Here is a 20333-nt window from a genome sequence, read left to right on the forward strand (position 1 = left end):
GCGAGTTTAATAACACCTATGGAATGGACCCCACCTTGCTCTCTCGCAGCCTCGCCGCACTGAACCGCCGCCGCAACGACCCCGAATCGAATGAAAAGGGTTTCACCCTGATCGAGCTCCTCGTGGTCGTCATCATCATCGGCATCCTCGCCGCGATCGCCATTCCGGTGTACCTGGGCATCCAGAACACCGCCAAAGAGAGCGCCGTCCAATCCGACATCTCCAACGCGAAGACCGCGGTCGTTGCGTATTCGACGGCCCACGCTGGCGTAATGCCGACCGCCGCCGACTTCGCCGACGGTCTTGCGACCGACGGCTACGCACTTCCTGGAGTTTCCAACTACTTCACTGACGTCCTCCGTCCTACCATCACTTTCAGCGCGACTGTTGGCTCGTCTGCGTTCTGCATCACAGCCAAGAGCGTGACTGGAAAGACCTTCGTCGCCAGTGACGCAACTGGAGTTAAAGAAGGAACTTGCGCGGCCGGCGTCGCCAGCTAGCTCCGCTCGGCGATGAATGAGTGGGGCCTCCCGCAGGAGGCTCCACTCATTCTTGTTCGTCAAGATCCATCTCGCATCAGACTCGAACCTCGAGGGGAGGAATATGGCCAGTCAGCGGCATGCCGAATCTCGATCGGAGAACGACGCGGGCCTCAGCCTCATCGAGATCATGGTCTCGATGCTGATTTTCGCGATTGTAGCGATCGGGGTTAGCGCTGCCCTCCTCTCCACTTTGGTGATTGCCCATGACAACAAATCACGCGAGGTGGCCTCAAGCCTGGCCGCGTCTGAGATTGATGCGGTCCGGGCGAACGGTGACCCGTTCAAGATCTTCAATGTCTTGGACCGCACAGTGAACAATGCCTCGGGCGGGGTTTACACCATCAAACGCACCACGGCGTGGGTCACTCCCGCGGGTGTGGCGTCCACCTGCGGAACTGGTGGCGGAGCGCTGCAGTACAAACTCGTCACGGTCTCCGTCTCGTGGCAGGGGATGCGATCGACGTCTGACCCTGTCATCACTGACACGCTGTTGGCCCCTACGACCAGAATCAACGACCCAACAAAGGGAACAATCCTGATCTCGGTTGTTGACGCTAGGGATCGAGGCAAGAAGGACGTGACATTCACGGTCTCACCATCTCTCGGTGCCGTCACGCTTTCCCCGACTGATGCGGATGGCTGCAGTTTCATCCTTCAGGTCCCAGCTGGGGATTACACGATCAGACTTAGCAACACTGGGATGGTCGATCACAAGCAGTTGGCTAACCCGGACAAAACGCTCCCGGTGACTGTCGGTTCCTCAACGTCGTTCGCTTTCAAGTACGACGATGCGGCGACAGTCAACCTGCACTATGCATCGAACGCCCCTCCGGCTCCGGCTCCAACCCCTACTATTCCCCCAGACATGAGCGCCACGTTCAGTAATTCCTACGGCGTCTTCCCAATCGCCGCGACCGGTACCAGCGTCAAACTTCACCCATGGGAGGTCGGCTACCAGGCGGTGGCTGGCACCTACGTCGATCTCACGCCTTCATGTCTGTCGGTCGATCCCGAATCCTGGGCTCCGGACACGCGGGTTAGCCCGGCCCTGACCAGACTGAAACTGCCCGCCGTGCCCCTCGCACCCCTCGTGGTGGCGGACGTTGATATCCCGATGGGAATAGTCGACGTCGAACGAGATGGCGGAGACCAGTGGCTTACGGCCGTGTCGCAGAGCGATACAGCCATTCCTGGTCAACCCGCCTGCAACGTCATGATGACTTACAAATTCGGGAAATTGATGACTGGCGGTGGCAGCAGCCGTTACCGCATCGCACTTCCGTTTGGGTCCTGGCGTCTGTACACCACCCAGAGCGCGACGGACACTACTCCGACTCTCTTCGACAAACCGGGCAAGATGTGGATGATTACGGCCGGCCAACCCATGGCCGTGACCGGTGGGCTCTTCGCCTTGGATCCACGATGAGTGGGATGACCGGGCTCCGGCCGAGGTCCTCGCCATTCCCGACTCTGGCCCGGAGAGCCGCACCTGGCGAGGCCGGAATCTCTCTGGTTGAACTGTTGGTCAGCATGATGCTCCTCGGCCTCGTGTTAGCCATGGTGACAGGACTGTTCATGAGCGTTTCGAAGTCCGTTTCGCTTGAAAGGGCGACTGACGACAACACGCGGACGGCTTCCAACGCTGTGAACGAGATGAGCCGAGTGATTCGGGCTGCCACAACCTTGAAGGTGACCGGCGCGCTCGTCAGCGACCCGGCGCTTCGTTTCGCAGGCCGCGAAGCAGTCGTCTTTTATAGCAGCGTGGACGTGGATGCGGCCTCCGACCTGACCTACCTCCCAGCGAAACCCACCATGGTGCGATTCGAGATTTCGTCACCCGGACGTCGGCTGGTCGAGAGCAGGTGGACCGCAACTGCCCACTCGTCGGGGACATCGTGGACCTTTGTGCCGCCGGCGTCGCCTGCATCGCCAGCCGCGACGGCACCGGCGAACTCGACGAGAATCCTGGGTGGCCCAATCGCGCCGATGACCCTGCCGCTATCGAGCGCGAGTCCGCCCCTTTTCTCATACTTCAATGAGTTTGGCGTTGAAATCGCGCTGTCACCAACGGGAAGTCTCTCGCCTGCGGACCTCAAATTGGTGAGATCTGTTCAGATCTCTGTAAACCTGCCCACCGTCACCGGTTCGCCTGGCAGCGCAATATCGGTTGTCAACACCGTGGCACCGCCGAACCTCAAGTCCCCCTGACCGCGCCTCGTGAAGACCGCTAGAGAGCCCGCATCGAAGGAGGCCACCCCATGATTGGCATTACCAAGTGTCGCCCCGGGCGACGACAATCAGATGAGTCCGGCGTTGCGCTCGTCGCTGTCATCGGCCTTGCGATGGTGATGCTGCTGATGGTTGCAACAGTTCTCAGTTTGTCAACAAGTGGTCTGGTGAAGGCCCGGAATGACCAAGACTGGAACGCGGCTTTATCGGCGGCCTATGCCGGGGTTGACGAGTACGCGAGCCGTCTGTCGAACGACAGTACGTATCAGAAGTATGGCAATCCGGCAGCGGCATTCACCGTCAGTTCAGGCAGCGCACTAACAACCAACCTGCCTGGCGTCGCGAGTGTGAATGCCGCATTCGGCATCAGCGCCGGTGGCACTTGGGCGAGCCTTGCCGGGGCCTCTACCCGGGCCTCCTTTCGCTATGAAGTAGACAATTCGGACTACTCCGCCCAAGGTGTTGTCAGGATCCGTTCGACAGGTCGGGTGGGTAGCGAGACGCGGAGCGTAATCGCCAACCTCAAGCAGAAAGGATTTATCAATTACGTCTACTTCACCGACTACGAGCTACTAGACCCGGCCACGACCACTGTCGCGTGCGTTCCAAGCCACGCGTCCACGACCGTGGTCTCAGGCTCACGGCACAACGTGGGGTGTGTAGAAATTGCGTTTGGAGCCTCCGACGAGGTCACCGGGCCAGTCCATTCCAACGACACGCTCAAAGTCTGTGCTTCGTCCTTCGACGGCAAAGTAACGTCGAGTAACACTCCGCTCTACACCAATGGAGGAGGGTGCTCGACCACGGACTGGGGCACCGGAGTTTCTGGCCCGGTGCCGGGTGGAGTGCTGACGCTACCGCTTACAAACGGAAGCATGGCTGACGAAACCAGGAATGACCTATCTGCACTCGTCCCCCGACCTGGCTGTATGTACACGGGCCCGACGACAATCACCTTCACGTCCGACGGAAAGATGCGAGTGATCTCACCCTGGACTCGGGTGACGAGACCGACTCTGAACACCAGCGTCGCCAACTCCGACCCGCTGCCGGCTGCGTGCGGCGCGCTGGCGGACCTCAGGTCATCGGCAGGCGCATTGATTTCGGTCCCAAACGAGAACCTCATCTTCATACAAAACGTTCAGACATCACCAACGAATCCGAACTACTGGAATCTGGCGGCCACACCACCGGCTGCGCCGGCAGGCTTCACCTGTACAGACACGGGCGCGGACTCTGGCTGGAAGTTTCAGTACCCAGCTTCATCTCCAATCGCCTTTCAGTACCCGATAGCTGGTGAGGTCACACCGCCCTCATCCACACCGGCCTCACCGGCATACAAATGCACCAACGGGGATGTCTACGTAAAAGGCGTTCTAAACGCTGCGGTGACCGTTGCGGCGCAGAACAACGTTTACATCACTGGCGATCTCAGCTATCAGGATGCGGCAACGAATGTGCTGGGTCTTGTCGCCCAGAACACCGTCTGGGTTTGGAATCCCATGAAGTCGTGCACGGGTACTTTCAGCTTCGCGACCGGAAGTCGCCGAACCTGTACCGCGATGCCCCCGACGGACGCGACCCCAGGCGAGCGTCTAATTCAAGCTGCCATCCTCGCTGTTGGACACACGTTTCAAGTTCAGAATTTTGATACAGGCGGTGACCGAGGCGACCTTAGAGTGATGGGTGCAATCGCGCAGACCTACCGAGGCCCTGTCAAATTCAACAACGGCTCGATCATCAATGGGTACGACAAGATCTACACGTATGACACGCGCCTTCTCACTATCGCACCTCCTAAATTCCTTGCGCCCACGTCAACAACCTACGGAATCACCCAGTTCGCCGATGTCGCGGCGGCATTCAAGTCCGATGGAAGTACGGGACCGTGACATTCATCCCTAACGGCCCAAACCCGGTGTATCTCACCGTCGTCGGCATCCTCGGTTTGATGATTGGCTCGTTCGTGAATGTCATCGTTTACCGCGTGCCTGCCGGTCTGTCCATCGTGTCGCCACCGAGCGCATGCCCTCGCTGCGGTGCAGGCATCAGCCCCAGGGACAACGTGCCGGTACTCTCCTGGCTCGTGTTGCGCGGCAAGTGCCGATCGTGCAAGACCGCAATCTCGACACGGTACCCATTGGTGGAATTGGGCACGGGAATCGCCTTTGCGGCAGTGTCGGCCTGGCTCCTCGCGACAGCGGCCGACGACGGCATGCTCGCCGGAAGCCTCACTCTGGTGGCTTTCTTGTATCTTGCGACCGTGAGTATCGCTCTCGCGCTGATCGATATCGACGTGCATCGGCTGCCGAACTCCATCGTGCTACCGGCGTACGTCGTCGGTGCTGTACTTCTCGGCGGTGCGGGTCTTGCGTCCGGCGACCTGGGGTCGCTAGTTCGAGCAGGGATAGGACTTGCCGTTCTGTGGGTGGCGTATCTCGGTATGGCGCTCGCGTATCCAGGCGGAATGGGCTTCGGCGACGTCAAACTTGCCGGCGTCCTGGGCCTTTTTCTCGGCTATCTCGGCTGGGGCGAATTTGCGGTCGGTGCGTTCGCTGCGTTCCTGCTTGGCGGTCTCTTCGGCCTGGCACTGCTCGTGACTCGCCGCGCCAACCGCAAGAGCGGCATCCCATTCGGGCCGTGGATGCTGGCCGGCGCCTGGGTCGGGATCTTCCTGGGAGCGCCTTTGTGGAACGGCTACCTGTCCCTTCTCGGAGTTGTGTAGCAATGAACAAGATCAACAGCAGTGAAGGAGCGTAAATCGTGGCAACAAGCATCGTAGGGGTGGACATAGGCAGCTCGATGCTGCGCGCTGTCGAAGTGGCCGATGCCGGGTCGTCCAGGCCCACGATGCTGCGGTACTTCCAGGTGCCGCTTCCGGCGGGTGCCGTCAGCAGCGGCGAAGTCATCGAACCCAACACCGTCGCTGCGGCGCTCCGGCAGCTCTGGTCAAACGGCGGATTCAAGAGCCGGAAGGTTGTGTTGGGCGTGGGCAACCAGCGGGTGCTTGCCCGCGACCTCAGCGTGCCAAAGATGTCGCTGGCACGCATCCGCGAGTCCCTGCCATTCGAGGTGCAGGAAATGCTTCCTATCCCCGTGGCCGACGCCCTTCTCGACTTCTATCCGATCGCCGAGGTCGCGGGCGAGAACGGTCCCATGGTGCGGGGGCTGCTCATCGCGGCCGTCAAAGCTGCCGTGCTCGCGAACGTCAACACCACCGAGCTCGCCGGCCTCACCACAACGGACGTCGACCTGATCCCGTTTGCCTTGAGCCGGGTTCTGATCTCCCGGCCGCAGGTGGCCGGAACGGTAGCCCTCGTCGACATCGGCGGAAGCACCACCAGCGTTGTCATAGCCATCGACGGAGTGCCTCAATTCATGCGTGTCATCGCCACCGGCGGAGACGACATCACAGAAGCTCTGAGCGCCATCAGCACCCCGGAAACGGAGCCGCCGGAAGACGTAAAGCAGCGCCTCGGCTTAGCCACCGGCCCGGTGGCGGCAGCTGACAAACGCGCGGTCGAAACCATTTACAAGGTCGCGAGTGAACAACTGACGAGCCTGCGCAATACCATCAACTATTTCGTCAATACCCGGCCGATCGATGCTGTGCACAAGATCCTGGTGAGTGGCGGCGGCGCCCAGCTCGGCGGCCTTCCTGAGGCTCTGGCAGAAATCACGGGACTCACGGTAGAGGTAGCAGACCCCTTCAGCACGGTCGCATTGGGCCGGGGGCTCAGCCTCGAGGAGCTGCACAGGAACGGTTCTGAGTTCGCCGTCGCGCTCGGACTCGCCCTAGGTCGTGCAGCATGAGCCGCGCGGGGAAGGCTGGCGCCCTGGTCATTGGTGGCGAGCCCTGGGTAGACCTACTCCCGCCCGAAGTGCACCGGCAGCGCCAAGCCAAGGCCGTGCGACGTCGACTCGGGCTGGGTGTCATCGGGGTGGTCGCGATCACCATCGTGGGCACCGGGGCGTCGGTTGCATTAGCCATCACGGCTCAGACCCAGCTGGCCAGCCAGCAGGCGCTGACATCGGGTCTCATCTCCGATCAGGGCCAGTACATGGAAGTACGCATTGTGCAGGGCGAAGTTGACCTGGTCACGGCGGCGCAGCAGGTTGGAGTGTCGACCGAAATCAACTGGAAGCAGTACCTGGAAGGCGTTCAGGCGATTCTTCCTCCCAGCGTGACCATCAGTACGGTTGCCGTGGACTCGGCGTCGCCGCTGGCCCTATATGGGCAGCCCACAGCACCGTTGCAAGGGGCTCGTGTGGCAACCGTGTCGTTCACCGCGGAGAGTGCCGTGCTGCCAGACGTGCCCACCTGGTTGGACTCCTTGGCCACTCTGCCGGGATATGCCGACGCGTTGCCAGGATCCGTGACACGGGCAGAAAGCGGTGTCTACACCGTCGCCATCACCATGCACGTCAACGACGATGCCTACGCACAGCGCTTCGTCATCGAGGGGAAGTAGTCATGGATAAGAACCGCTTGTGGCTGATCGGCTCCGTGCTCGTGATGGTCTTTGTGCTCGTCGGAGGTGTTTTCCTGGGAATCCAGCCGCAACTTGCGGCAGCTGCAACGGCCAACGAGCAACGTGTCAGCGTTGAAGCGTCGAATGCCGGCCAGGCTGCGGTGCTCGACCAGCTCAAGAAGGACTTCGACGACATCGGCACCCTTAAGGCGGAGCTGGCCCCGCTCAGCGCATCCGTGCCCTCGGGCACCATGATGCCCGCGTTCGTCAAGCAGCTCGACACGCTCGCCGGCTCGACGCAGGTGACGCTGGATGGATTCACTGTCTCGGATGCGACACCGTATGCGCCTGTGGAGGCTCCCGCTGCCGTTGTCGATTCGGAAGCCGGGTCAACGGCGACTCCAACGCCCGCACCCGCGCCGATCGATGCGGCGACTGTGCCGACGGCCGGCGTGCCCCCGGTGACGAGCGCGCAGATCACCGCGGAGAACTTCGCATCGTTGGCCGTGACGGTGACGGTAAGCGGGGGGTACGCAAACGCGCTCAGTTTCGTCAACGGGCTGCAGACCGGTGAGCGCTTGTTCCTCGTGTCCGGTCTCACCACCACGACCAAGGCCCCTGCGGTGGGAGAGGCAAGTTCGGGACTGGTCACTGCGGTGATCTCCGGGCTGGTCTACGTGCTGGTGCCTGCCGCGGACGCGGCTGTGGCCCCGGCCGCCGGTTAGGAGACACTTCGAGTTTCACCACTAACTGCCCTCGAAATGTTCTCCGGGGCTGGTCGACGCGCGTTTTGCGCCCCGCGCTTCCGGCGACTTTGCGCGCCTGATTGCTACAGTGGCAGCACAGAGCTACGGCCACGAGGCTCACGAGGAGTGCAGCATGACCGACACGACCCCCAACGAGGGACACAAGAACGACAACCCGGATGCTCCCACTGAGCACTTCGACACCCCCAACGACACCAACCCGGAGCCGACCACGGTCGCCGACCCGAGCAAGCCGGTCGACGAGATCGTGAGCGAACCGGTCGTGGAGACGTCGACGCCCGACGCTGCGCCCGAGCCCGCCTACGTTCCCGGCGAGCCCATCGACTACGAACCGGCCACTCCCGTCACGGCATCCGCTTCGGAGGCGCCGACCGAGAAGGTCGAACGTCTCATCGTTGAGCCCACCCCGGCCGAGGTCGCCCGCGATGAAGCCGTTGCGGAGCAGAAGGACTACACGCCCACCTACGTTCCCGCGCAGGGCGTCGCAATCCCCGCGACCGCGCAGCCCACCGTGCAGCAGCCGGTGCAGCCCACGCAGCAGCAGCAGACCCAGCAGTTCGCGCCGAGCCCGGTTTACGTCACCGCGCCCACCCCGCCCAAGACCCAGGGCAACCGGGCCGCCGGCATCCTCATCGGCCTGATCGCCACCGCGGTATTCGGCGCGGTCTACGCACTCATCGCGTTCTTCATCTCCGCCGCAGGCGCGGCCACCGTCGCCGACGCCACCGCCCGGTTCACCGACTTCCTGGTGCTGCCGGTCTTCTACGTGCCGGTGATCTTCTTCTTCCTGGCCTTCGCCCTCCTGGTCGCGGTGCTCAACCGCGCCGGCTGGTGGGCCTACGTGCTCGGCGGCTTCCTCGTCGCCGTGGTGGTCTACTTCTCCTACATCGGCGGCGCCCTGCTGTCGGTCCAGGCCTGGAACCTGACCGCCGCCGAAGCCGCCCGCTTCGTGAGCACCCAGTGGCTGAACCCCGGCGCGATCGCCGCAGCCATCGTGGCCCGCGAGGTGCCGATCTGGTTCGGCGCCTGGATCTCCCGCCGCGGACGCAGCGTCACGGCGAAGAACATCGCCGCCAAGGCCGACTACGAGCGTCAGCTTGCCGAAGGACCGCAGCTCGCTCGTCCGGCCTAACCACCGGCAGGGCAGTGCGGGGGGAGCACAATGCGCGACTACCAGAAATACGCGACCATCGTCGCGGTATTCGCGACCGTGCTCTACGCCGCGCTGCTCGTGGCCGCGTTCGGCCTGATCAGCCTGGCCACCAACCTCGACGTGATCGCCGACCGCTCGGCCGGCCCGCTGGTGGGCCCCACCATGACGGCCGTCGCCGTTGTGCTGGTGCTGATCATGCTGATCACCCTCGGCGTCGCCACCCCACCCGACAAGCAACGTGTCGTGGTGGGGTTTGCCGTTGCCACCGGCATCGCCGCATACGGCCTGTTCATCGCCACCGGCGCCATCCTCGTGGCCGCCGGCAACGGTGACCCGTTCGGGGCGCTGCTCTTCGCCGGCGGCATGCTGGCCAGCCCGTTCGCCCTCACCGTGGCGCTGCTGGCCTTCATCGTGGCCCTGATCTACTCGATCCTGCTGGCCTCGCACTACGGCGAAAACGGCCGCCCGCTCTGGCCGTGGGAACGCCGCGGCGAATAGCACCACCGGCACGTGATCCTGCTCCGACCGCAGTACTGAAATAGGGACTGAATGCGCCTCAAGCTCACCCTGGTTCGCCCCAACGGCGCCGCCAGCGACATCATCGTCACCGCGGATGCCGCGGCCACGATCTCCGAAATCGCCGGCACCATCAGCCGGGTCGACGCGCAGACCGTGCACTCGCCGGATCGGTTCCTCACCCTGCGGGCGACGCTGCCCGGTCAGAGTGTGCCGCTCACCCTGCCGCCGGACGGCCCGGTGGGGGAGGCGTGGATCGGCTCCGGCGCATCCGTGAGCCTCGCCGACGCCGGCGTGCTCTACCAGGCCCCGTCAACGTTGACGGTGCCCGCGGTTGCGCAGCTGACCGTGCTCTCCGGCCCCGACGAAGGCCGCGAGTTCCCGCTCGCGCCCGGCAGCCTGTTGGTGGGCCGCGACCCCTCCTGCGACATCGTGCTGCACGACAGCCTGGTCTCCAAGAAGCACGTGCGGCTGGAGATCGGCGACGCCGTGGAGGTCATCGACCTGGGCAGCGCCAACGGCGTCGTTGTGGACGGCGGCATCGTGGGCCGGCTGCGCATCGCCAAGACCGAACGACTGCTGCTCGGCGACTCCGAGGTGGAGATCCGCCTGCTCACCGACGCGCCGGCCCCGGAGAGCGCCCCCAAGCCCGGACCGATCTTCTTCAACCGCTCGCCCAAGGTGGAGAAACGCTACATCGGCCAGGAGTTCGTCTCGCCGGAGGTTCCCACCGAGAAGGAAGACCCGCCCTTCCCGCTGCTGGCGATGATCACCCCGCTGCTGCTCGGCGGCGCCATGTTCGCGCTCACCAAGAGCCCCACCACCCTGCTGTTCTGCCTGCTCTCCCCGGTCATGCTGATCGGCAACTTCCTCACCACCAAGAGCCGCGACAAGCGCCGCATGGCCAAGGCCGTGGCGAAGTTCGGCTCCCGCCTCGAGGTGCTCACCAATCGCCTGGCCACCGAACGGGTGATCGAGCACGAGCTGCGGCTCAAAGAATCGCCGTCCACGCTGGAGGCGCACGAACACGCGATGAACCGCGGACCGATGCTCTGGACCCGCCGGCCCGAGCACTGGTCGTTCCTGAACGTGCGGCTCGGCTGCGGCACCATGAACTCCCGCAACACCATCTCCGACTCCAGCCGCGGCGACATGCTGCCGGAGTTCGAGGAGAAGCTCACCGAGGTGGTGAACGCCAACCGCACCCTCGACGGCGTACCCCTGATCGACAACCTCTACGACTCCGGCGCGCTCGGCATCGCCGGCTCACCCGCCCAGGCGATGGGGTCGATCAACTCGATCCTGGTGCAGCTGACCGCCCTGCACTCCCCGGCCGAACTCGTCGTGGCGTCCCTGCTCACGCCCAGCTGGTCCCGCGAGCTGGAGTGGCTCAAGTGGATGCCGCACACCTCCTCCCCGCACAGCCCCATCGAGGGCAGCCACCTCGCCGACAGCGCCGCCAGCGCCAGCGCGGTGCTCTCCAGCATCGAAGGCGTCGTCGAAGCGCGCCTCGCCCAGGCCAAGAGCCAACGCCGCGGCGCCATGGTGCAAACGGATGCCGCGCTCGAGCGCGGCGGCGAGGTCGGCTCCTCCAGCCTGAACGAGGGCACCAAATCCGCCATCCCCGCGATCGTGCTGCTCATCTCCGACGACGTCGCCATCGACCGGGCCCGGCTGGTGCAGCTCGCCGAGATCGCCGCCGACGCCGGCGTCTACCCCATCTGGATCGGCCCGACCGTGGCCGCGCTGCCCGCCGTCTGCCGCACCTACCTGCACCTCGGCGACGAACCCGGCATCGCCACCGTGGGCTTCGTGCGCCTGGGTGAGACCATCAACAACGTCGTGACCGAACAGGTCGACTCCGCTGCCGCGCTCGACTTCGCCAAGCGGATGGCCCCGGTCATCGACGCCGGCGCCCTCGTCGCCGACGCCAGCGACCTGCCCCGCACCGTGTCGCTGGTCACCCTGCTCGGCCACGACATGGTGGAGACCAGCGCCGCGGTCATCGACCGGTGGCAGCAGAACACTTCCATCCACGACCGAAGCGGCGGCACCCCCAAACCCCGCCGGGCCGGCAAGCTGCGCGCCATCATCGGCTCCGCCGGTGTCGACGCCATGCACCTGGACCTCCGCACCCAGGGTCCGCACGCCCTCGTCGGCGGCACCACCGGCGCCGGAAAGAGCGAGTTCCTGCAGGCCTGGGTGCTCGGTATGGCCGCTGAGTACAGCCCCGACCGGGTCACCTTCCTGTTCGTGGATTACAAGGGCGGCTCGGCGTTCGCCGACTGCGTCACCCTGCCGCACTGCGTGGGCCTGGTCACCGACCTCAGCCCGCACCTGGTGCGGCGCGCGCTCACCAGCCTCCGCGCCGAACTGCACCACCGCGAGCACCTGCTCAACCGCAAGAAGGCCAAGGACCTGCTCGAGCTGGAGAAGCGCGGCGACCCCGACAGCCCGCCCGCCCTGGTGCTGGTCATCGACGAGTTCGCCGCCCTGGCCACCGAGGTGCCCGAGTTCGTCGACGGTGTCGTCGACATCGCCCAGCGTGGCCGCTCGCTCGGCATCCACCTGATCATGGCCACCCAGCGCCCCGCCGGCGTGATCAAGGACAACCTGCGCGCCAACACCCCGCTGCGCATCGCCCTGCGGATGGCCGACGAGTCCGACAGCACCGACGTGATCGGCACCAAGGAATCCGCGCACTTCGACCCGGCCATCCCCGGCCGCGGCGTCGCCAAGACCGGCCCCGGCCGGCTCGCCCAGTTCCAGTCCGCCTACGCCGGCGGTTGGACCAGCCGGGAACCCGAACGCGCCGGCATCGACGTGCACGAGCTGCGCTTCGGCGCCGAGAGCCGTTGGGAGGAACCCCGCGAGGTAGGCTACGTCGACGAAGACCGCGACCTGGGCCCCACCGACCAGCAACGCCTGGTCACCACCATCGTCGGCGCCAACGCCGGCGCCGGCATCCCCGCACCCCGCCGGCCCTGGCTCGACGAACTCGCCGAGGCTTACGACCTCAGCCTGCTGCGGCAGCGCACGGATGCCGAACTTCTGCTCGGCGTCTCCGACATCGCCGAGCAGCAGCAACAGGTCTCCGCGTACTTCCGGCCCGACGTCGACGGGCACATCTCCGTCTTCGGCACCGGCGGCTCGGGCAAATCCGCGGTGCTGCGCACCCTGGCCTGCGCCGCGGCGATCACCCCGCGCGGCGGCCCGGTGCACGTGTACGGGCTCGACTTCGGCGCCGGCAGCCTGCGCATGCTCGAGCAGCTGCCGCACGTGGGCTCCATCATCATGGGCGACGACACCGAACGCATCGTGCGCCTGTTCCGCACCCTGCAAAGCGAACTCGACCGCCGCAAAGCGCTCTACGCCGAGGCGAACGCGTCGAACATCAGCGAATACCGGCAGCTGGCCGGCCAACCGGTCGAACCGCGCATCCTGCTGCTCATCGACGGGTTCCCCAACTTCCGTAACGACTTCGAGATCATGGCCGGCCGTGCCCAGTGGTTCGACGTGTTCAAGGACATCCTCTCCGACGGCCGCCAGCTGGGCATGCACGTGGCCCTCACCGCGGACCGGGCCGGCGCTGTGCCCGCATCGATCTCCTCCGCGATTCAGCGCAAGGTGGTGCTGCGGCTCGCCGACGACGGCTACGGCATGCTCGACGTGCCCGGCGACATCCTCAGCATCAAGTCGCCCGCCGGCCGCGCCATCGTCGACGGCTTCGAAACCCAGATCGCCATCCTCGGCGGCCTGTCGGCGCAGTCGGCGCAGTCCGCCGCCACCAAACGACTCGCCGACGCCATGCGCCGCGCGGGCGTGGCCGAGGCGCCGGCAATCGGGGCGCTGCCCAAGGAATTCCCGCAGGGCCAGCTGCCCGCCCGGGTGGGCGAGAGGGTGGTGCTCGGCCTCGGCGACATCGACCTGGGCCCGGCCGGTTTCGAGCCCAGCGGCACCCTGCTGCTGGCGGGACCTCCGGCCAGCGGCCGCAGCACCGCCATCGAGTCGATCGCCGCGTCATTCAAACGGTTCGAACCGGATGCCCGGCTGTACTACTTCGGCAACGCCCGCTCGCCGATCTCCCGGCTGGACCTCTGGACCGAAGCCGCGACCACGGTCGACGCCATCGCGGCGCTGGCCAAAGACCTAGCCGCGGCGGTGGCCGACCCCGATACCGAGGGTCGCATCGCCGTGTTCGTCGAGAGCCTGGGCGACTTCCTGCAGACACCCGCCGACGGCGGGATCCTTGAGCTCACCCGGGCGGTCAAGCGCAGCGACCACTTCCTGCTGGCCGAGGCCGAGACCAGTGTCTGGAACTCGTCCTGGCCGCTGTTCGGCGAGATCAAGAACTCCCGCCGCGGACTGCTGCTGCAGCCCGAATCGGTGGAGGGCGACATCCTGCTGAAGACCGCGCTGCCCCGGCTCAACCGCTCTGAGTTCCCGCCCGGCCGCGGTGTGCTCATCGCCAAGGGCAACTTCGTGCGGGTGCAGCTGCCGCTCCTCGCGTGACACGGGCGCCAGGTCGCGTGATGGGGACCGCTGCCCATCGAACCCGTTCGCCGGCTTCGGTAGTGTTCACAACAGGCAGCCGGCCAACGCGCATCCGTCGTGGCTCAGCCGGCCCAGCCGAATACCTAGGGGGAACCGATCATGAGTGATCTCATCATCAACCTGCAGCTGCTTCATCAGCTGCGGGACGACCTGGATGCCGTGGTGTCCGAATTCACCAACGCCGACGAGTTCAGCGACGACGTGGCCACCGCCACCGGTCACGAGAACCTCGGCAACCACGTCGAAGACTTCGCGCACAAGTGGAACGACAAGCGCAAGGCCATGACCGAAGCGGTCGAGGCCCTGCGCAAGAAGATCGACGGCATCACCGACGGGTTCACCCAGGTGGACGACGGCCTCGCGAAGGCGCTCACCGACTCGGCCCCGCCGCTGCAGACCGCCACCCCGCAGTGACTCCGGTCACGCGACCCGCCCGCCCGGCCACCCCGAGAACTTCCCGCAGCCTGCCGAAGGAATCATCATGACCGACACCGAATTCCGCGCCCTCGAGGGTGACCCGGATCTGCTGCGCACCAAGGCGCAGCACTACGCCGAGATCGCCAACGCCATCGCCCGCTCGGTGACCACCCTCAATTCGATCAAGTCGGTGGAGGGCATGACATCCAAGGCCATCGACGCGATCCGTGAAGAGGCCGGCAACGTTGCCGACGACATCAGCAAGGCCAAGGACCGCTACTCCGGCACGGCGCAGGCCCTGATCACGTACTCCGCGCAGCTGCGCCTCGCGCAGGACTCCGCGAACACCGCCATCGCGCACATCGGCGACAAGGAAACCGCCGCCGAAACCGCCGGCCGTACCGCGACCCGCACGGCCGCCACCGCCGCCAGCGCCACCCCGGAGACCACCGCCACCGACACGGCCGCCGCCGACAAGGCCGACGAGGCCGCCCAGGCCGCCGGTCAGGCTCTGCAGGCAGCGCACGGCGAGTGGCACTCGGCTCTCGCCGTGAAGAACCAGGCCGCCGAGACGGCCATCACGGCCATCCTCGAGGTCGTCGAGGGCAAGAAGAGCCAGGACCTCAACGACAGCTGGTGGGATGACTGGGGCGCCAAGGCGCTCGACATTCTCAAGGTCATCTGCGACTGGGCCGGCGTGCTCGCCATCTTCCTGGCCTGGGTGCCCATCCTCGGCCAGGTGCTGCTGGTGCTCGCCGCCGTCGGCGCAGTGCTCACCCTCATCGAAGCCACCATCAAGGCCATCAACGGCGACGGCAGCTGGTGGGCGGTCGCCGGTGCGGCAGTCGGCGCGGTGCTGTCGGTCTTCGGCGGCAAGATCTTCTCGATCGGCGCCAAGTACCTGCGCGCATCCATGATCACCAAGGCCGCCAACAGTATGGATGGCGCACCGGCGCTCAGCCGCCAGCTCAGCGGCGTCGGCCGACACAGCTCCGCGTACATGAGCGTGGACGATGCGGCGGCAGTGGTCGTGAAGCCCTTCAAGGATTCGTTGGGTGAGGCGTTCAAGAAGTCCTTCGTGCCCGACGTCACCCCGGGTGCCGGACCGGCGCAGTTGCTGCGAGAGGCGGCCGAGAAGGCGCTGCCCACCCTGGACAACCTCGCGCCGACCAACCTGCTCAAGCTGAACACCGACCTCCTGGACTTCTACCGGATGGCCGCGAAGGCGCCGGGCCTGCTCGACGCGCCCATGGTCATCCAGGGCGTCATGCTCTCGACCTACCAGTTGAACACCATGTACAAGGCCGTCGACAACCTGATTGAGAACCCGATGGAGCCGTTCCTCGGCGACTACTCGGGTGTGGTGGATCAGGCGCAGAAGACATTCGGGAGAGACTAGACCGATGACTTCGCGTACCCCGCTTCCCACCAGGGACATCGTCGACCTCAGCGTCAACCCTGACCAGACCTGGTATCCGATTCCGCTCGGGGGCCCGGAGACCGCCCTGTGGGGGGAGACCCTCGCCGCTGAGGTGGTGGCGGATGCCGTCAGTCGCCGCACGCTCGGCGGGCAACTCACGACGCTGCAGGTGCGCCTCGCCGGCATCGGCAACCCGCGGATCAGCTGCGCCGTGTGGATCCCGTACCCCGAGTCCGGTCGGGCCTCCTGCGCTCTCGGCTTCGAACTCACCGACATCGGCGCCGGCCTCACCAGCGAGCAGGCCGCCGCCGCCTACCTCGCCGAGCTGCAGGCCGACGAGGGCCGGCGCTTCCCCGGCACGGAGTACCTGGGCGTCACCACCTTCACCGGAGAGGTGCCCGCCGGACCGTTCGTGGCCGCGCACACCTTCATCTCCCGCCGCGACCCCGGTGACGAGGAAGCCACCATCGAGGAGCGCACGGTCTTCGCCGTGTTCCCGCCCGGCGCCGCGCAGTACGTGCAGCTGGTGTTCTCCGCCGAAGGTGTCGGCGCCTTCGTCAATATGCCGCGTCAGACCGAAGAGGTTGTCGCGGCCCTGCGCATCGAACTCGAGGTGGCCGCGTGACCCGTGAGGTAGTCAGCCCGGACCAGACCTATTCGATCATCTTGCCCGGCACCTGGGCGGTCATCCCGTTGCAGGACGAGACCGCGATGACCAAGCGCATCGTGGCCCTGGTGAAGAAGCAGGTCGGCGGCGGCGACCGCGCCGCGCGGGTGCGCCGGCAAACCCGCGACGAGTTCGTCAAGAGCGCCGAGCAGGCCCGGGATGCCGGTGCCACGTCGTTCGCGCTGTCGCTGGAAATCATGCCCGGCATCCCGTTTCCCGCCGCGATGCTCTCCACGATTGAGAGCTGGCCGGTGCTCGCGTCGGCGGAGCTGGACCTGGCCGACCGACTGCGCGCCGCTCTGCCCGGAGCCGTGCTGCTCGAACAGCAGACCGGGCCGGTGGCCAGGGAATCCGAGTTCGCCCAACAACGGGTCGGCGGCGAGAAGGTGCCGTCGCTGCGCGTCGTGTACTGGCTGCCCCGCCCGCACAGCGATGACCTGCTGCGCATCACGATTTCTGCACCGATGGTGGAGAGCCCCGAGCTCTTCACCGAACTGTTCGACGCGATCGTTGACTCGATCACCTGGAAGGCCGACTCGATATGAGCCACAGCACCGCCACGCCCGAAGTCACGACAGGTCGCAACACCCGCGGCCTGATCCTGCTCTCGATCGGGGTGGTGCTCACCCTCGCGGCGGTCGCACTGCTCTTTGTCACCATCGTGGGCATCTCCTCGCTGCAGGCGGACGCCCTGGCCCGCATCAACGAGGAGAACCTGTCGTACCGGGCGGAGTTCGGCTTCGTCGAGCGGGAGCTCTCGTCGCTGTCCGCCATGACCGCGATCCCGGCCGCGATCCTGGTGGCCGCCGCCTGCTTCCTGATCCCGGGGTATCTGCGCCGCCGCGGCGTGATGGCCGAGCGGGACACGACCTTCTGGCGCGGAGGATCCACCACTGCCAAGTTCAAGCCGCTGCCGCTGGGCCTGCACGCCGCCTGGCTTCTGGTGCCCCTGGCCGCTTGGGTGGTGTTGGTGCTGATCCCACTGCAGAACCTCATCGGCGGCACGGCGTGGCCTGCCGGCCTGCAAGACGAGAACGCCACCGCGGTGTGGATGCTGCTGGCCTCGTATGGCGGCTTGGCCGCCGCGCTGTTCACGGTGATCCTCGTGTCGCTGGTGAAGAAGGCCGTGTACGTGCGCCACATTGCGCGGCACCCGGATGCCGTCACCGGCAGCGCCGGCAAGCGCACCTGGCGCTGGCTCACCTTCCGCTGGCGCTTCGACCTGTGGATCGCCGGACTCGGCGGCGGATTCCTCGGCCTGTGCTGGATCGCCCTCGGATTCGAGGACACCCCGTTCTTCATCACCACGCTGGTGATCGGCCTGGCCCTCGTGGCCGGCGGCCTGCTGCTCGCGGTGAACTACTGGCGCGCCGGCGAGCCCCTCGGCGCTGCCGAGTCCTACTCCTAGGGCCGGGCCCTCGTTGCCCCAGCCTCGCAGGCGGAGTGCGGCGCAGCGCCGTAAGGCCGAGATCCGCAGCCGTTCCTTCACCGTGGCCTCGCACGGGCCACCGAGTCAACCCACCCCGTTCAACGCACGCACCCTGTATCTCGTGGGCGGTGCTCTGTGCGCCGCAGCTGTGGTGGTGCTCTGCCTGCTGGTCGTGCGCACGGCCGGCGGTGACCACCTGCGCGAATTCTCCGGTGGCGAGAAGTGGGGCGACAACCTCATCACCGCTCCGTTCCTCATCCTGATGGTCGCCGCGGCGCCGCTGTTCCTGGCCGAGTATCACCGCCGCGGCCTGTGGTTCACCCGCGAACGCGGCTTCTTCCAGGGCGGCTCCAACGTGGTGGTGCTGCGGCCCGCCCGGCTCCGGTTTCGTGCTTTCTGGCTGCTGATCAGCGTCCTGGCTTGGGCTGCGCTGATCGCGGGGCCGGTGTACTACGACATCACCACCGACGTCTTCGCCGACGCCGACTCCAGCCTGTGGACCCTGCTGGTCACGCACGGCCTGTTCGCGTCCGGGATGACCGTGCTGCTGCTCTTCTCCTTGCTCAAGCGGATGACTTACGAGCGGCTGGCCGCCCGGTTCGGCGGCGGCATCGTCTACGGCTCGGCCGACCAACGGGCCTGGCGCTTCCTGTCCTACCAATTCCGGTTCGAACTGTGGTTCGCCTTCGGCTGCGGCGCGCTCCTCGGTGCCATCCCGCTCGTCTATCAACTCGCTGCCGAGAGCTGCTACACCAACGAGTGCGTCCCGGTTCCCGACGCCGGCCAGCTCGCCTGGCTCATCTGGGGCGCCGCGGGTTGTGCCGCTTTCGCCCTGATCGGTTGCCTGAGCGCCTGGCGCTCGGGCGAGTCGCTCTACAGCGGGGAATCCGTGTCCTGACGCAGTAAAGGCGGAGAAATTCGCGACATGCCGTGTTTTGGGCCGCGCAGCACGGCGTTTCTCGAATAACTCCGCCTTTAGTGACGGATGTGTCGCCACTCATGACGGGTGTCTATCCGCCAACGACGGATGCGTCGCCGGGTGACGTGCTCGCGCCTCGCGCATCCGTAGCCCATCGGCGCGCAGTAAAGGCGGAGAATTTCGCGACATGCCGTGTTTCGGGCCGCGTAGCACGGCGTTTCGCGAAAAACTCCGCCTTTAGTGACGGATGTGTAGCCGCTCATGATGGGTGTCTACCCGCCAGTGACGGATGCGTCGCGGGGTGACGTGCCCGCACCTCGCGCATCCGTAGCCCATCGGCGTGCAGCAAAGGCGGAGAAATTCGCGACATGCCGTGTTTCGGGCCGCGCAGCACGGCGTTTCGCGAAAAACTCCGCCTTTCGTGACGGATGCGTAGCCGCTCATGACGGGTGTCTACCCGCCAGTGACGGATGCGTCGCCGCGGGACCTGCCCGCGCCTCGCGCCATCCGTAGCCCATCGGCGTGCAGTAAAGGCGGAGAAATTCGCGGCACGCCGTGTCTTGGGCCGCGTAGCACGGCGTTTCGCGAAAAACTCCGCCTTTAGTGGCGGATGCGTCGCCGCTCATGACGGATGCCTACCCATCGAGTGCATGGGGAGTGCTGCCCATTCCGCGGAGCAACGCAGGTTCGTTAGGTTGTACATAGTCGGTCGGCCTGAGGGGGTTGGCCCCGAACTACTAATAAGAGGAGCAGTAACTCATGGCGAATATGAACGTAACTTACGGCGAGATGACCGATGCGTCGCGCAGCCTGATCGCAGGCAAGGACGACCTCACCGCCAAGCTGTCGCAGCTGCAGAGCCTGGTCAACAACCTCGTCGCCGGTGGCTTCGTCACCGACGCCGCATCGGGCGCCTTCCACACCTCGTACGAGCAGTTCACCAAGGGCACCACCGAGGCCGTCAACGGCCTGCAGGGCATGTCGGAGTTCCTCACCCGGGCGGCCACCGCCCTGGAGAACGTCGACAGCGAGCTCGCCCGCGGCATCGGCGGCTAATTCCGCATTGTGTGAGCAAAGGCGTGACCGGTTTCCGGTCACGCCTTTGGTCAATCCGCCGCTTCACGCCGGCAGCACACGCTCCGCCGGCCGCGTCACGCCGGCAGCACCCGCGCCACCCGCCGCGTCACGCGCAGCACCCGCGCCACCCGCCGCGTCACGCGCAGCACCCGCGCCACCCGCCGCGTCACG

18 protein-coding genes are annotated in these 20333 nt (G+C 65.8%); all 18 read left to right on the forward strand.

Annotated elements, in window-relative coordinates; all coding sequences use genetic code 11:
- The first annotated feature begins 23 nt into the window (after window positions 1–23).
- The 18 genes from E3T61_RS22550 to E3T61_RS16405 all read left to right on the forward strand — a co-directional run bounded on the left by E3T61_RS22550 (window position 24) and on the right by E3T61_RS16405 (window position 20141).
- Window positions 24–500: a type II secretion system protein gene (locus E3T61_RS22550; RefSeq protein ID WP_134641918.1), complete on the forward strand. Its 477-nt coding sequence runs from the start codon at window positions 24–26 to the stop codon at window positions 498–500.
- Window positions 501–552: 52 nt separating this feature from the next.
- The gene (locus E3T61_RS16325; protein WP_166793280.1) at window positions 553–1968 is read left to right on the forward strand and encodes a type IV pilus modification PilV family protein; all 1416 of its coding nucleotides are present in this window, start codon (window positions 553–555) and stop codon (window positions 1966–1968) included.
- 5 nt (window positions 1969–1973) lie between these two features.
- Window positions 1974–2750 (forward strand): PilW family protein, encoded by a 777-nt coding sequence (locus E3T61_RS16330; RefSeq protein ID WP_478213452.1) that lies wholly within the window; start codon window positions 1974–1976, stop codon window positions 2748–2750.
- Window positions 2751–2800: 50 nt separating this feature from the next.
- On the forward strand, window positions 2801–4663 hold the full coding sequence (locus tag E3T61_RS16335) for a hypothetical protein (protein WP_134641921.1): 1863 nt from the start codon (window positions 2801–2803) through the stop codon (window positions 4661–4663).
- 59 nt (window positions 4664–4722) lie between these two features.
- Entirely contained in the window at window positions 4723–5496 is a 774-nt protein-coding gene (locus tag E3T61_RS16340) for a prepilin peptidase (protein ID WP_134641936.1), read from the forward strand.
- A 59-nt stretch (window positions 5497–5555) separates the two neighbouring features.
- Entirely contained in the window at window positions 5556–6584 is a 1029-nt protein-coding gene (gene pilM / locus E3T61_RS16345) for a type IV pilus assembly protein PilM (protein ID WP_255455697.1), read from the forward strand.
- Complete coding sequence (locus tag E3T61_RS16350) at window positions 6581–7243, forward strand: hypothetical protein (RefSeq protein ID WP_134641923.1); 663 nt, start codon at window positions 6581–6583, stop codon at window positions 7241–7243. The genes pilM and E3T61_RS16350 overlap by 4 nt, the downstream gene beginning before the upstream one ends.
- A gap of 2 nt (window positions 7244–7245) precedes the next feature.
- Window positions 7246–7968 carry a hypothetical protein gene (locus E3T61_RS16355; RefSeq protein ID WP_134641924.1) on the forward strand — a complete coding sequence of 241 codons (723 nt, stop codon included), beginning with the start codon at window positions 7246–7248 and terminating at the stop codon, window positions 7966–7968.
- A 154-nt stretch (window positions 7969–8122) separates the two neighbouring features.
- Complete coding sequence (locus E3T61_RS16360; protein WP_134641925.1) at window positions 8123–9142, forward strand: hypothetical protein; 1020 nt, start codon at window positions 8123–8125, stop codon at window positions 9140–9142.
- A gap of 30 nt (window positions 9143–9172) precedes the next feature.
- On the forward strand, window positions 9173–9661 hold the full coding sequence (locus E3T61_RS16365; RefSeq protein WP_134641926.1) for a DUF6121 family protein: 489 nt from the start codon (window positions 9173–9175) through the stop codon (window positions 9659–9661).
- Between the two features lie 51 nt (window positions 9662–9712).
- Window positions 9713–14191 (forward strand): FtsK/SpoIIIE domain-containing protein, encoded by a 4479-nt coding sequence (locus tag E3T61_RS16370; protein WP_134641927.1) that lies wholly within the window; start codon window positions 9713–9715, stop codon window positions 14189–14191.
- 141 nt (window positions 14192–14332) lie between these two features.
- Entirely contained in the window at window positions 14333–14647 is a 315-nt protein-coding gene (locus E3T61_RS16375; RefSeq protein WP_134641928.1) for a hypothetical protein, read from the forward strand.
- A 67-nt stretch (window positions 14648–14714) separates the two neighbouring features.
- A complete protein-coding gene (locus E3T61_RS16380; RefSeq protein ID WP_134641929.1) occupies window positions 14715–16049 on the forward strand; it encodes a putative T7SS-secreted protein in 1335 nt (444 codons plus the stop codon).
- 4 nt (window positions 16050–16053) lie between these two features.
- On the forward strand, window positions 16054–16695 hold the full coding sequence (locus E3T61_RS16385; RefSeq protein ID WP_134641930.1) for a hypothetical protein: 642 nt from the start codon (window positions 16054–16056) through the stop codon (window positions 16693–16695).
- Window positions 16692–17282: a hypothetical protein gene (locus tag E3T61_RS16390; protein WP_134641931.1), complete on the forward strand. Its 591-nt coding sequence runs from the start codon at window positions 16692–16694 to the stop codon at window positions 17280–17282. Before E3T61_RS16385 ends, E3T61_RS16390 begins: the two co-directional genes overlap by 4 nt.
- The gene (locus tag E3T61_RS16395) at window positions 17279–18145 is read left to right on the forward strand and encodes a hypothetical protein (protein WP_134641932.1); all 867 of its coding nucleotides are present in this window, start codon (window positions 17279–17281) and stop codon (window positions 18143–18145) included. Before E3T61_RS16390 ends, E3T61_RS16395 begins: the two co-directional genes overlap by 4 nt.
- A gap of 142 nt (window positions 18146–18287) precedes the next feature.
- The gene (locus E3T61_RS16400; protein ID WP_134641933.1) at window positions 18288–19064 is read left to right on the forward strand and encodes a hypothetical protein; all 777 of its coding nucleotides are present in this window, start codon (window positions 18288–18290) and stop codon (window positions 19062–19064) included.
- A gap of 780 nt (window positions 19065–19844) precedes the next feature.
- Window positions 19845–20141: a WXG100 family type VII secretion target gene (locus tag E3T61_RS16405; protein ID WP_130176088.1), complete on the forward strand. Its 297-nt coding sequence runs from the start codon at window positions 19845–19847 to the stop codon at window positions 20139–20141.
- Window positions 20142–20333: the final 192 nt, after the last annotated feature.

Source organism: Cryobacterium lactosi (assembly GCF_004403945.1).
GTDB lineage: Bacteria > Actinomycetota > Actinomycetes > Actinomycetales > Microbacteriaceae > Cryobacterium > Cryobacterium lactosi.